Annotated in this window: 11 protein-coding genes; 5 read left to right on the top strand and 6 right to left on the bottom strand. The window is 65.5% G+C overall.

The window, feature by feature from the left end; all coding sequences use genetic code 11:
* Position 1 precedes the first annotated feature (1 nt).
* From ftsZ to AAF184_07035, 5 genes are all read left to right on the top strand, one after another.
* Positions 2–1,210 (top strand): cell division protein FtsZ, encoded by a 1,209-nt coding sequence (gene ftsZ, locus AAF184_07015; protein MEO0422067.1) that lies wholly within the window; start codon positions 2–4, stop codon positions 1,208–1,210.
* 290 nt (positions 1,211–1,500) lie between these two features.
* On the top strand, positions 1,501–2,409 hold the full coding sequence (gene lpxC / locus AAF184_07020; protein MEO0422068.1) for a UDP-3-O-acyl-N-acetylglucosamine deacetylase: 909 nt from the start codon (positions 1,501–1,503) through the stop codon (positions 2,407–2,409).
* Between the two features lie 468 nt (positions 2,410–2,877).
* Positions 2,878–3,813, top strand: coding sequence for a M23 family metallopeptidase (locus AAF184_07025; protein MEO0422069.1), 936 nt, complete (start codon positions 2,878–2,880; stop codon positions 3,811–3,813).
* Positions 3,814–4,035: 222 nt separating this feature from the next.
* Complete coding sequence (gene secA, locus AAF184_07030; GenBank protein MEO0422070.1) at positions 4,036–6,801, top strand: preprotein translocase subunit SecA; 2,766 nt, start codon at positions 4,036–4,038, stop codon at positions 6,799–6,801.
* Positions 6,802–6,840: 39 nt separating this feature from the next.
* Positions 6,841–7,845 carry a Nudix family hydrolase gene (locus AAF184_07035; protein ID MEO0422071.1) on the top strand — a complete coding sequence of 335 codons (1,005 nt, stop codon included), beginning with the start codon at positions 6,841–6,843 and terminating at the stop codon, positions 7,843–7,845.
* Positions 7,846–7,854: 9 nt separating this feature from the next.
* Here the strand turns inward: AAF184_07035 and yacG are convergent, their stop codons facing one another.
* From yacG to pilB, 6 genes are read right to left on the bottom strand one after another with little or no spacing between them, the layout of a single operon-like run.
* The gene (yacG, locus tag AAF184_07040) at positions 7,855–8,061 is read right to left on the bottom strand and encodes a DNA gyrase inhibitor YacG (protein ID MEO0422072.1); all 207 of its coding nucleotides are present in this window, start codon (positions 8,059–8,061) and stop codon (positions 7,855–7,857) included.
* Between the two features lie 11 nt (positions 8,062–8,072).
* On the bottom strand, positions 8,073–8,876 hold the full coding sequence (zapD, locus tag AAF184_07045; GenBank protein MEO0422073.1) for a cell division protein ZapD: 804 nt from the start codon (positions 8,874–8,876) through the stop codon (positions 8,073–8,075).
* A 53-nt stretch (positions 8,877–8,929) separates the two neighbouring features.
* The gene (coaE, locus tag AAF184_07050) at positions 8,930–9,565 is read right to left on the bottom strand and encodes a dephospho-CoA kinase (GenBank protein ID MEO0422074.1); all 636 of its coding nucleotides are present in this window, start codon (positions 9,563–9,565) and stop codon (positions 8,930–8,932) included.
* A 19-nt stretch (positions 9,566–9,584) separates the two neighbouring features.
* Positions 9,585–10,472 carry an A24 family peptidase gene (locus tag AAF184_07055; GenBank protein ID MEO0422075.1) on the bottom strand — a complete coding sequence of 296 codons (888 nt, stop codon included), beginning with the start codon at positions 10,470–10,472 and terminating at the stop codon, positions 9,585–9,587.
* Between the two features lie 40 nt (positions 10,473–10,512).
* The gene (locus AAF184_07060) at positions 10,513–11,733 is read right to left on the bottom strand and encodes a type II secretion system F family protein (protein MEO0422076.1); all 1,221 of its coding nucleotides are present in this window, start codon (positions 11,731–11,733) and stop codon (positions 10,513–10,515) included.
* Between the two features lie 53 nt (positions 11,734–11,786).
* Positions 11,787–13,490 carry a type IV-A pilus assembly ATPase PilB gene (gene pilB, locus AAF184_07065; GenBank protein ID MEO0422077.1) on the bottom strand — a complete coding sequence of 568 codons (1,704 nt, stop codon included), beginning with the start codon at positions 13,488–13,490 and terminating at the stop codon, positions 11,787–11,789.
* Positions 13,491–13,611 lie beyond the last annotated feature (121 nt).

A 13,611-nucleotide genomic window follows, 5' to 3' on the forward strand; every position in this document is an offset into this window, starting at 1 on the left:
GATGTTCGAGTTAGTAGATGGCGTCAACCATGGCGCAGTAATCAAGGTGATCGGCGTGGGCGGCTGCGGCGGCAATGCGGTCGATCACATGGTGGAGCGCGGCATCGAGGGTGTCGACTTCATCTCCATCAACACCGATGCGCAGGCGCTCAAGGGCAACAGCGCGCGGACCACGATCCAGGTGGGCTCCAGCATCACCAAGGGGCTGGGTGCCGGGGCTAACCCCGACGCTGGCAAGGAGGCCGCCCTCGAGGATCGCGATCGTCTGCAGGACGTGATCGAGGGCAGTGACATGCTGTTCATCACGGCCGGCATGGGTGGTGGAACAGGCACGGGGGCTGCACCGGTGGTGGCGCAGGTGGCGCGCGAACTCGGCGTGCTGACCGTGGCCGTGGTGACCAAGCCCTTCGGCCTCGAGGGTTCCAAGCGCACGCGGATCGCCGAGCAGGGCATCCTGGAGCTCGGTAAGTACTGCGACTCGCTGATCACGGTGCCCAACGAGAAGCTGCTCGCCGTCCTCGGCGCTCAGACCAGCCTAAAGGATGCCTTCGCTGCGGCGAATCAGGTGCTGCAAGGCGCTGTGCAGGGGATCGCCGAGCTGATCACCCGGCCCGGCGTGATTAACGTCGACTTCGCCGACGTGCGCACGGTCATGCACGAGACTGGCCAGGCGATGATGGGTACCGGTGAGGCCACGGGCGAGCATCGCGCACGCGAGGCCGCGGAGACCGCCATCTCCAGCCCGCTGCTGGAGGATGTCGATCTGGCTGGCGCCAACGGCATCCTGGTGAACACCACGGCCAGCGACTCCCTCGCCCTGGGTGAATTCCAGGAGGTGGGTGATGCGGTCAAGGACATTGCTGCCGACGAGGCCACCGTGGTGGTGGGTACGGCCTTCGACCCGGATCTCGAGGACAAGATCCGTGTCACCGTGGTGGCCACGGGCATCGGCCGCGCGCAAGCGCCCGAGCTGGTCAAGCAGCCCAAGCTGACCACCGTGCATCGTCGGGTGAGCGGCGAGATCGACTACGGTCGCTACGACCAGCCGACCGCACACCGCGGACGCGATCGCGGTCGCGATGAAGAAGAGGTCTCGACGGCCGCTGCTCCGGGTGTTGCGTCACCGCGACGTGGCGCAAGCGGCGGCGCCGGTGGCGAACTTCCAGATACCCTCAACGTGCCGGCGTTCCTGCGGCGACAGGCCGATTGAGGGTGCCCGAGTTGTCGGTTCGTAGGGTGTTGCGAGGGGACCATTCAGTCCCCGTTAAGGCACCGAATGAGAGGGTATTTAACGGTGAATCAATAGCTTGTGACGCCGCGTTGGCGTGTGCTAGGCTCCGCGACAATTTTCAGGCTGGCTGAGGCGCCTCGCTCGAGCGCCCGCGGATGTCGAGCTCCCGCCCCCGAGCGGTGGAGCATTCCGTGCGCTGGCGAGTCTAGTTCAATGGTGACCGGACCCGTCTGCCCCGACCTGCCCTTACGACGAAGGCTGGGAGTCTCATGCTCAGGCAACGTACGCTCAACAACTCGATTCGCGCGACCGGTGTAGGCTTACACTCCGGCAAGCAGGTACTCATGACCTTGCGTCCCGCGCCGGAGAACACGGGGATCCTGTTTCGCCGCGTCGATCTGGATCCGGTGGTGGAGATTCCGGCCCGCGCCGAGTTCGTCACGCGAACGGACCTGAACACCACGCTCACCCTGGGCGATGCCAGTGTCTACACGGTCGAACATCTGCTCTCCGCCTTCGCCGGCCTCGGCATCGACAACGCCTACGTCGACCTGACCGATGAAGAAGTCCCCATCATGGACGGCAGTGCAGGCCCCTTCGTCTTCCTGCTGCAGTCCGCGGGGGTGACCGAGCAGTCGGTGGTGAAGCGATTCATTCGCATCCTGCGCACGGTGCGCGTGGAGGACGGGGATCGTTGGGCGCAGTTCGAGCCCTACGACGGTTTCCGGGTCGACTTCGAGATCGGCTTCGAACATCCCTCCTTCAAGCGCCGCTCACAGAAAGCATCGATCGATTTCTCCACCAGCTCCTACCTGCGTGAGATCAGTCGCGCGCGCACCTTCGGGTTCATGCGCGACATCGAGATGCTGCGCAAGCGCAACCTCACCCTGGGCGGGACGATGGATAACGCCATCGTGCTCGACGAGCATCGGGTGCTGAATGAAGACGGCCTGCGATACGAAGACGAGTTCGTCAAACATAAGATCCTCGACGCCATCGGCGATCTCTACCTCTTGGGTCGCAGCCCCATCGGCGCCTTCCGAGGCCACAAGTCCGGCCATTTCTTGAACAGCTGCCTCATGCAAGCGCTGTTGGAGCAGCCGGACGCCTGGGAGGAGGTCAGCTTCGAGGATGAGGCGGCAGCACCGCCGGCCTTCGCGCGCGCCGCGGCGGTTTAAGGTTCTGGCGGCTTCAAGCTGGCGCCTCGGGAGGCGTCGCGCCCGGCCTGACACGTATCTGGAGACGCTTGACGGTTTTTCCGCAGGCGATGCCCAATTTGGGGGCGAGCGTGGGGGCGGATAAGCGCAGCTGTGAGGCCCATGCTGAAGATTGCAGTACCAGTGTGAGCGTTTCCTCGCTATAACTAACGGCTTGCACGGCGCTGGCCACCGGGGAACCGAGGCATTCGCGAACGCTGTGCAGAAGCTGTCCCTGCTGCTTGGCCTTCGCCTTGAGCGATGCCAGCGCCGAGGTTTCGGGGGCAGCAGCGAACACTTCGCCGAGGGCTCGGGGGGCCTTCGTGGAGGGGGAATGGGGGCGTAGGTTGCCGAGGATTCGCGGCTTACGAGGTGCGCTCACGGACGGTCGGCTCCGCGCGCACGAACGGTCAGGGTAGATCGCATGACACACATGAAAGGCGAGCCTAGATGAACCTGCTTGTCCTTGCCAATCGCAACAATGGCGTGCGCAGCCTGCGCATCAGCGCGTCCCAGGTGTACGCGGCCGTCGCTATTTTCGCCGTCGCCGTCGGGCTCGCCGGGTTCGCCGCCGGCGCCGGCGTCGGCTGGGGTCTTAAGGTACGTGCGGAGCGCCAGGTGGACGTGCTGGAGGCGCAGGTCGCCTACCAGACAGTGGCCCTGGACGCCCTCGAGCAGTCCCTCGATAACAACATGGAAGCGCTGGTGGCGCGGGTCGGATCCCTCTCCGCACACGTCACCCGTTTGGATGCCCTCGGGCAGCGCCTGACCACCATGGCAGAACTCGAAGACGGTGAGTTCAACTTCGCCGCCGCCCCCGCCATGGGTGGCCCGGAAGCCGTCGACGGCGACTACCTCACCTCCATCGTGACCAGCGATGAGGTGTTCTCGGAAGTCCTCACTCTGGAGCGCCAACTCGACGATCGCCGTCGCCAGTTGCAGGCCCTGGAGAGCATGCTGCTGACGCGCACGGTGGCGCAGCGTGTCGAGCCCGCTGGTTGGCCCGTGGAGGGCGGCTGGATCAGCTCCGCTTACGGTCGCCGCACGGACCCGATCAACAACACCCGCGCCTGGCACGCAGGGCTCGACTTCGCCGGCACCGAGGGTATGCCGATCAAGGCGGTCGCCGACGGCGTCGTCACCTGGTCCGCCCGCCGCTACGGCTACGGCTACCTGGTGGAGCTCACCCACGGCAACGGCCTGGTCACGCGCTACGCGCACAACAGCGACAACCTGGTGGCCGTCGGTGACCGGGTAACCAAGGGCCAGGTGATCGCGAAGATGGGCTCGACGGGACGGGCCACCGGCCCCAACCTGCATTTCGAGGTCCTGCGCAACGGTCGCACGGTCAACCCCATCTCCTTCGTGAAGGCCGGCGCCCGCTAGGCCAGCGCCTTCCCGCCAACCTTGAAATAGCCCCCGTTCGCCCCCAGACCCGCTGTAGCCGGTACTGGCGAGCGGCGGTGTCCTCGGGACTGCGCTACACTCGCCAGCCGATCACGGCGCCCGCGCACCGGCACGCCGCCGTTGAACACTCCGATATGTACACGCACGCGATGCCTGCGGCGGTGGCCGTGGACGCGTCGCGTCAACTGTTAAGTCTCTGGAATCATGGCAAATATTCTCACCAGCGTCTTCGGTAGCGCCAACCAACGCCTGCTCAAGCGCTATGGCAAAGTGGTCAAGAAGACCAACGCGCTCGAGTCCGAATTCGAGCAGATGACAGATGAGCGCCTGCGCGCCAAGACGGAGGAGTTCCGCGAGCGCCTGGAGGGCGGTGCGGAGCTCGACTCGCTGATTCCCGAGGCCTTCGCTGCCGTGCGCGAGGCGGCTCGGCGCACGCTCGGCCTGCGCCACTACGATGTGCAGCTGATCGGCGGCATGACCTTGCACGAGGGCAAGATCGCCGAGATGCGCACCGGTGAGGGTAAGACCCTGGTCGCCACCTTGGCCGCCTACCTCAACGCCTTGCCGGGCAAGGGCGTGCACGTCGTCACCGTCAACGAATACCTGGCCGGCCGTGACGCCGAGTGGATGGGCCCGATCTATCGCTTCCTGGGGTTGGAAGTGTCCGCCATCCGTTCAGGCCAGGACCCCGTCGCCAAGCGTGAGGCCTACTCGGCCGACATCACCTACGGCACCAACAACGAATTCGGTTTCGACTACCTGCGCGACAATCTGGCCTTCCGCATCGAGGACAAGGTGCAGCGCGACCTGGCCTTCTCGATCGTCGACGAGGTGGACTCGATCCTTATCGATGAGGCGCGTACGCCTCTGATCATCTCCGGCCCTGCCGATGGCGGCACGGAGCTGTACGCACGCGTCAACGGTCTCGTGCCGCGCCTGAAGCGTCAGGCGGACGAGGAAGGCGAAGGCGACTTCTGGGTCGACGAGAAGGCCAAGCAGGTGCACCTCTCCGAGGACGGCTTGGTCAAGGTGGAGGAGCTGCTGGTCCAGGCCAAGCTGCTCGATGCGGGGGAGAGCCTGTACGCGCCGGCGAACATCGGGCTGCTCCACCACCTCACCGCGGGCCTGCGCGCCCACTCCATCTACCAGCGCGACGTGGAGTACATCGTCAAGGACGGTCAGGTGGTGATCGTCGACGAGTTCACCGGACGCACGATGCCGGGTCGTCGCTGGGGCGATGGCTTGCACCAGGCGATCGAGGCGAAGGAAGGCCTGCGGGTCAACCAGGAAAACCAGACCCTCGCGTCCATCACCTTCCAGAACTACTTCCGCATGTACGACAAGCTCTCGGGCATGACCGGGACGGCGGACACGGAAGCCTTCGAGTTCCAGCAGATCTACGGCCTGGAAGTGGCCGTGATCCCGACCAACCGCGACATGGTACGCAAGGACGAGGCGGATCTCGTCTTCCTCAACGAGGAAGATAAGTTCATCTCGATCGTTGAGGACATCAAGGACTGCCATGAGCGCGGTCAACCGGTGTTGGTCGGTACCACGTCTATCGACAACTCCGAGCGTCTTGCTGCAGTACTGCGCAAGGAGAAGATTCCCCACGAAGTGCTGAACGCCAAGCAGCACGAGCGCGAGGCGACGATCGTGGCTCAGGCCGGTCGCCCTGGCGCGATCACCATCGCCACCAACATGGCCGGTCGCGGTACCGACATCGTGTTGGGTGGCAATCTCGATTCGGAACTCAGCGAGATCGCCGAGGACGACGCCCAGGCACGCGAGGCGGCGAAGAAGGACTGGGAAGGGCGCCACAGCAAGGTGCTCGAGGCGGGCGGCCTGCACATCATCGGGACGGAGCGCCACGAGTCTCGCCGTATCGACAATCAGCTACGTGGCCGTTCGGGGCGTCAGGGCGACCCGGGCTCGAGCCGCTTCTTCCTGTCTATGGAAGATAGCCTGATGAGAATATTCGGTAACCCTGAGCGTACGCAGGGCTTGCTGAAGACCGTCGGCATGAAGCCGGGCGAGGCGATCGAATCGAAGATGCTGAGCGGGCAGATCGAGCGAGCCCAGCGCAAGGTGGAAGCGCACAACTTCGACATGCGTAAGGCGCTGCTCGAGTACGACGACGTTGCCAACGAGCAGCGTAAGGTCGTGTACAGCCAGCGCGGCGAGTTGATGAGTGCCGAGGAGATCGAGGACGCGGTTCACGGCATTCGCGAGGAGGTCGTCAATCGGGAGATCGACAACTTCATTCCGCGAGGCAGTGTGGAAGAGCAGTGGGACATCAGCGGTCTCGCGCACATGCTCGAAAGCGATTTCGGCGCCAAGCTCGAGCTCCAGCAATGGCTCGATACGGACGACGACCTCAACGAGGACGGCCTGCGCGCGAAGATCCTCCAGTCCCTCGACGATCGTTACGCCGAGAAGGTGGAACGCTACGGGGCGGAGATCGTGCGCCGGGTCGAGGCGACCGTGATGCTCGGCATCCTCGATCAGTACTGGAAGGAACACCTCGCGGCGATGGACTACCTGCGCCAGGGTATCGGCCTTCGCAGCTACGCGCAGAAGAACCCGAAGCAGGAGTACAAGCGCGAGGCCTTCGAGATGTTCTCGGACATGCTCGAGCGGGTGAAGACCGAGGTCACCAAGCGCTTGTGCATGTTCGAGCTGCGCACCGAGGCCGATCCCCAGACTCTCGAGCGCCAGCGCGAGGCGGCCGCGAAGGCCCAACTCGCCCAGGCCCGTGCCGCCCAGGAGGCGGCGCCCGGCACCGGCCCTGCGGCCCCCGGTCAGGCACCGTCGCCCGCGCGCGCTGCCGGTGGCGGCGGCGGCCCCGCGCCTGCGGCGGCTGCGGCTTCGCCCGTGATGCGGTCCGAGCGCAAGGTGGGACGCAACGAGCCCTGCCCGTGCGGGTCGGGCAAGAAGTTCAAGCAGTGCCATGGCAAGCTCTCCTAAGGGCAGGCGACGTCCCTCCACGCTGCGCTCGCTCGGGCGGTGAGCGCGGCGCGCAGTACCATTACGGTGGTCGCCGCCGTCCTACGCGACGGTGAGGGCAGGGTGCTGCTGGCCGAGCGTCCCGCCGGCAAGGAAATGGCGGGAAAGTGGGAGCTCCCCGGCGGCAAGGTGCAGGCCGGCGAGTCGCTCCACGGGGCGCTGGCCCGTGAGCTCGACGAAGAGTTGGGCGTGCGCACCTTATCCAGCCGCCCCCTGCTGCAACTGGCCCACGACTACCCCGAACGCCGCGTCATCCTGCACGCGCGCGAAGCGCTCCATGCGGGCCAGCCCCAATCGCGGGAAGGTCAATCGTTGCGTTGGGTGGACTTGGCCGATGAGGCCGCCTTCGCCACCCTCGATCTGCTGGAGGCGGACGGCCCGATCGTCACCGCTATGGGGCTTCCGGCCCGGTACCTGATCACGCCGCCGCAACTGTCTGCGCAGGAGGTGGGTACCTTTCTGCACCGGGCTGCCGACGCCGGTATTCGCCTGGTGCAACTGCGACAGCCCCACGCCGACTCGGCCGCGCTGGGTAGTCTGTGCGCCGCCTTCGAGCAGGCGCTCGGCGAACGCGCGCGAGCGGGTGAGGTGACCCCATCGTGGCTGCTCGGCGGTGACCCGGCACAAACGGTTCCGTTAGCTGAGGCTCATGGCGCCCTGGCCGGCCTTCACCTGCCCGCCCGTTTCCTGGGCCAGCTGCCCCGGCTGCGTGGGCTCGCGGACGAGCGCGGATGGCGGCTGATGTGCTCCTGCCACGACCCTGACGAGCTCGCCACCGCCGCCGCCCACGGGGCGGACGCCGCGGTGCTCGGCCCCGTTTTGCCCACACCCAGTCACCCGGAGGCCGAGCCGCTGGGATGGGCGCGCTTCGCCGAGTGGTTGATCGACCTGCCGCTGCCCGTTTTCGCCATCGGCGGGATGCACGAGGCGCTGCTCAGCACCGCCTGGGAGGCCGGTGCGCAAGGGGTGGCGGGGATACGCGGCTTGGCGGAGACGACCGCCTAAGGGCGCTGCTCAGTCGCCGTGGGGACCTTGGGTGGGCGGGAGCGGCACCCCGTCCTCATCCAGGGCCGGATCGCCGGCGATGCGATGGTTCTCCTCGAACCACTCGCCGAGGTCGATGAGCTTGCAGCGACGGCTGCAAAAGGGGCGATAGGGAGAGCCGTCGCTCCACTCCACTTGGTTCTCGCAGGTCGGGCAGCTGACCAGGGTGGGTGCCATGGCGTGCCGGCTCAGCAACAGGCGAGCAGGAAGTCGACGTCGTCCGTCACCATCTCCGCTCGATGGGTCATGCCCCGCCATTCGCGGAAGCGCACGGTGAAGCGGTGCTGGCTGCCGCTGATCTCGGGGTAGCGCACGCTATCGGGAGGTAAGCCGACGCGCACCAGCTGCACCGTGGTTCCCTTCTCCAGGGGTTGCTCGTACAGGCCACCGTTCGCCGTGCGCGGGCTGGCGTCGGCGCCTTCGCGGGTGAGCCAGACCACCTCCTTGATCGCCTCTTCCAGGGGTCTCAAGTGGGTCAGCCAGTGGTTGAGGTCGCCGCTGCGCTCATCGTAGGGGCGCGAGGACCAGTGTTTGAAGTCCGGCAGGTCGAACTCGCAGGTACCGCCAGGGATGGCGCTGCGCATGTTGATCGCACTCAGAAATTCGTTGGCCCGCAATTCACTCAGGAAGCGATCGCCCGCCTCGCCGAGCAATGTGGCGCAGCGCTGGACGCGCTCCAGGAGCGTGCGCAGGCGCGCATCGTCCACCCCGGGAAAGGCGCGGAAGCTCTCGAGCTTCTGGGCTTGCCGATCGAGTTCCTTGAGCACGTCGCTGCGGCTGTCGCCTCGGTTCAGGATGGCGAGCGTTTCTAGCAGCGCCCCGATCGCACTGCGGCTGTGCCACGCGTCCTCGCCTCGCGCAAAAAAGCGGGTCTGGCGGAACAGGTAGTCAAGGCGCAGGAACGTCCGCATGCGCTCGGTGAGCGGTAGCTCGTAGGTCACGCTCTCACTGGCCTCGTCGAGACCGGAAAGATGCGTTGCAGCGTGTGACATGGGCTATTTGTACTCCACGTCGTGCGGCACGGCAATAAAGCGTCGTGCGTGGTTCACCGTCCGTGCGCTCGGGCGAGCGCCGAGTAGCGCTCGTGCAGGCGCGCGACTTCCATATCCAGATACGGCAGGTCGCCGTCGTTCACAATGACGTCGTCGGCGATGGCTAAGCGCGCCTCTCGGGTCGCTTGGGCGGCCAGGATGCGCCGTGCCGCGGCCTCCGTCGCACCATCGCGGCGCATGAGGCGCTCGAGCTGGGTGGCGGGATCGCAGTCCACCAACAGTACCCGATCGACGCGCTTGCGCGCCCCGCCCTCGGCGAGCAGGGGAATGACCACCACGCAGTAGGGTGTTCGCACGGCTTGGATGCGCGCGGCTGCCGCCTGCCAGATCAGCGGGTGCAGGATTCCCTCCAGGCGGCGCCGAGCAGCTTCGTCAGCGAACACGAGGTCGCGCAGGGCCGGTCGATCGAGGGCGCCGTCAGCGCGCAGGATCGCCTCGCCGAAGGCCTCGACGACCTGGCGTAGGCCCTCGGTGTTCGGCTCCACCACTTCCCGTGCGAGCAGGTCCGTGTCGATCACGGGCACGCCGAGCTTGGCGAAGCGATCGCTGACCGCCGTCTTGCCGCTGGCGATGCCGCCAGTGATACCTACCTTCAGCGCGGGGGCGGCAGTGTCGTCTTGCGGCGTCATCCGTGCGCCTCGTGCAGACTCAGCGCAGGTAGAAGGCGGTCAGCTGCTCGCCGTAGAGCATGGCGAGCCAGCCAGCGGCAGCCAGGAATGGCCCGAAGGGCATCGGCTTGTCTCGTGAGAGCTTGCCACTCGCGATGAGGGCGATGCCGACGGTTGCACCCACCACGGCGGAGAGCAGGACGATCAGCGGCAGGGCGAGCCAGCCGAGCCAGGCACCCAAGGCTGCTAATAGCTTGAAGTCACCAAAGCCCATGCCCTCCTTTCCGGTGAGCAGCTTGAACCCCATGTAGACGGACCAGAGGCTGAGGTAGCCTGCGATCGCCCCCGTGATGGCGGAGGAGGGGCTGAGGGCGAGGGCTTCTCGGGTCAGCTCCCCGCCGCCCCAGAGGCTGGTGAGCAGCGCCGCCCACAGGAGGGGCTGGGTGATACTGTCCGGCAGGTAGGTCGTATCGAAGTCGATCAGCGCCAACGCCAGTAGCGCCCAGGTGATCGCGAGGGCGAGCAGCATTTCGGCGGAGGCGCCGAAACGTACCGCCACCAGGGCACTGAGCACCGCCGTCGCCAGCTCCACCAGTGGATAGCGCGCCGAGATGGGTGTGTTGCACGCCGAGCAGCGCCCTCGAAGCATCAGCCAGGAGATGATCGGGATGTTCTCGAGGGCGGTGATCTGATGGCCGCAGGCCGGGCAGGCGGAGCGCGGCACCACCAGGTTGTAGGGCGCGGTAGGCTCCGTGCTTGCCTCTTGGCCGGTGAGCTCAGCGCATTGCTGGCGCCAGTCAGCCTCCATCATGCGCGGCAGGCGGTGGATCACCACGTTCAGGAAGCTGCCGACCAACAGGCCGAGCAGGGCGATCGTGCTGACGAGCAGGGCTGGGTGGGCAGCGAGCGCGTCGATCAGTGCGCTCACCGCCGGGATCGGGTGATCGAGCGGTCAGCGATGGTGCGCATTAGCTGACCACCGATGCCATCTTGAAGATCGGCAGGTACATGGCCACCACCAGGCCGCCGACCAGCACGCCCAGGACCGCCATGATCAGGGGTTCGAGGAGGCTCGAGAGGCTATCGACTGCGTTGTCCACATCTTCCTCGTAGAAGTCTGCGACCTTGGCCGACATCTGATCGATGGAGCCGGACTCCTCACCGATCGCGATCATTTGTACCACCATGTTCGGGAACAGTTCCGTCGACTCCATGGAGCGGTACAGGCGCTGGCCGGTCGCGACCTCGTCCCGCATGCGCAGGATCGCGGTTTCGTAGACGTGGTTACCCGAGGCCCCGGCCACCGACTCGAGCGCTTCGACCAGGGGCACACCGGCGCTGAACATGGTCGACAGGGTGCGAGCGAAACGCGCGATGGAGGCCTTGCGCAGGATGGAGCCGAAGATCGGCATGCGCAGGGCGATCACGTCCAGCGCCACGCGAAGGCGCTTGGAGCGCTTCTTCGCGAACAGAAATCCCCAAATGCCGGCGGCACCGCCGACCGCCATGCCGAAGCCACCCGGACCACGGACGAACTCCGAGGCGCTGATCACGAACTTCGTGAAGGTGGGTAGGTCGGCGCCAAAGCCCTTGAACATGTTCTCGAACTGAGGAATGACGAAGATCAGCAGGATCGCGGTCACCACGAGGGCGACGACCATCACCGCCATCGGGTAGAAGAGCGCCTTCTGAATCTTCTTTTTGATCGCCTCGGTCTTTTCCTTGTACGTGGCGATCTTGTCGAGCAGGGTCTCGAGGGCGCCGGCTTGTTCGCCAGCCTCTACGAGGTTCACGAACAGATCGTCGAAGTACAGGGGGTGCTTGGCCAGGGATTCGGCCAGGCTCGTGCCACCCTCGACGCTGGCCTTGATCGCGAGCACGAGCTTCTGCATCGCCGGCTTTTCGTGGCCGTTGCCGATGATCTCGAAGGCCTGCACCAGCGGTACGCCCGAGGTCATCATCGTGGCCAGCTGGCGTGAGAATAGTGCGATGTCCGTGGTCGTGATGCTGCCCTCGGACATGGGCTTGCGCTGCTTGCGGATTCTCGACGGCAGTACGCCTTGGCGGCGCAGTTCCGAGCGCACAGCGGTCTCGCTGGCGGCAATGGTCTTGCCCTTGACGCGGTTGCCACGGCGATCCTTGCCCTCCCACAGGAAGGGGATCTGCTTGACGGTAGCGGTCTCAGCCATGTGTACGTTGCTCTCGCGAGTGAGTTGGCTTAAGGGCTCCGGGGCCCGTTCGGTCAGTCGACGGTGACGCGGTTGATCTCTTCGAGGCTGGTAATGCCCGCCATCGCTTTGTTAAGGCCGGCGCGGCGCAGGTCAGCCACGCCTTCCGTGGCAGCCTGATCGGCGATCTGCATGGCGTTACCGCCTTCCATGATGATTCGCCCAATAGTTTCGCTAACTGGCATCACCTGGTAGATGCCCACGCGCCCTTTGTAGCCGTCCGAGCATTTCTTGCAGCCGACGGGCTTGTAAATGGTGAAGTTCGGGGAGTCCAGATCGGCCTCCGTGAAGCCTTCCTTGAGGAGCGCCTCGCGGGGGATGTCGATCTGCGCCTTGCAGTGCTCGCACAGGCGTCGAGCGAGGCGCTGGGCGATGATCAGCGTGACGGAGCTCGCAATGGCGTAGGGTTTTACTCCCATGTCCACCATGCGGGTCAGTGTCTTCGGTGCGTCGTTGGTGTGCAACGTCGACAGCACCAAGTGGCCCGTTTGGGCGGCCTTGATGGCGATCTCCGCCGTTTCCAGGTCACGAATCTCACCCACCATGATGATGTCGGGATCCTGACGCAGGAAGGCCTTGAGCGCTGAGGCGAAGGTCAGGCCAACCTTCGGGTTGACGTTGACCTGATTGATGCCGGGGAGGTTGATTTCCGCCGGATCCTCGGCGGTGGAGATGTTGCGATCTTCCGTGTTTAGGATGTTGAGACCCGTGTAGAGCGAAACGGTCTTACCGCTACCGGTCGGGCCCGTGACCAGGATCATGCCGTAGGGTTTGGACAGGGCGTCCTCGTACAGCTCGCGCTGGTAATCCTCATAGCCCAGCATCTCGATCCCGAGCTTGGCGCTCGAGGGATCGAGGATACGAAGCACGATCTTCTCGCCGAAGAGGGTCGGGCAGGTGTTGACGCGGAAGTCGATGGCACGCGTCTTGGACAGGCGCATCTTGATGCGGCCGTCCTGCGGCACGCGACGCTCGGCGATATCCAGGCGGGACATGACTTTCAGGCGCGCGGAGACCTTGCCGGCGAGCTGCACCGGCGGTGTGGCCACCTGCTTGAGAACGCCGTCCAGGCGCGTGCGCACACGGAAGATCTTCTCGTAGGGCTCGAAGTGCACGTCCGACGCGCCCTTCTGGATGGCGTCGAGCAAAATTTTGTTAACGAAGCGGACGATGGGGGCATCTTCGATGTCGTCGCGCCCGACATCGTCGTTCGGCTCCTCATCGACGCTGTCGACCTCGAGGTTGTCGAGGTCCAGGTCATCGTCGCCCGAGGGCAGGATGCTGCTGGAGTCGGCGGCTTCCAGGGCGCGGCTGAGGTGCTCCTGGAGCTTGTCGTCCTCCACCACGACGGCTTCGACGCTGCACGCGGCAGCGAACTTGATTTCGTCAATCGCCGTGAGGTTGGTGGGGTCGGAGATGCCGACGAACAGCCGCTTGGCGCCCCGCTTGAGCAGCGGCAACACCCGGTGCTTGGTCAGCAGATTTTCCGGAACCTGCTGTACCGTCTGGATATCCACCTCCATGGCGTCCAGATCCAGCAGGGGCACACCGAACTCGCTGGAGGCGGCGATGGCCAGGTCCCGGGGGTCGGCGAGCTGGTGCTCGACGAGGTAGCCGACCAGCGTCTTGCCCTTCTCCTTGGCCGTCTGCACGGCTTCGGCGAGCGTCGCCTCCTCGACGATCCCATCCTGCAGGAGACGTCGCGGAAGGCCGCCCATACCGGCGGTGTTTGCACTGGAGACTGCCAAGCTCTATCGCTCCTGAAGACCAAAGGGCCGTGGGCCGAACGCCCACGACACACGCGACGAGCAGTTTAGCGCAGCGTGCGAGGGCATCCTG

The sequence above is a fragment of the Pseudomonadota bacterium genome (assembly GCA_039815145.1).
In the GTDB taxonomy this organism is placed as follows: domain Bacteria; phylum Pseudomonadota; class Gammaproteobacteria; order Steroidobacterales; family JBCBZW01; genus JBCBZW01.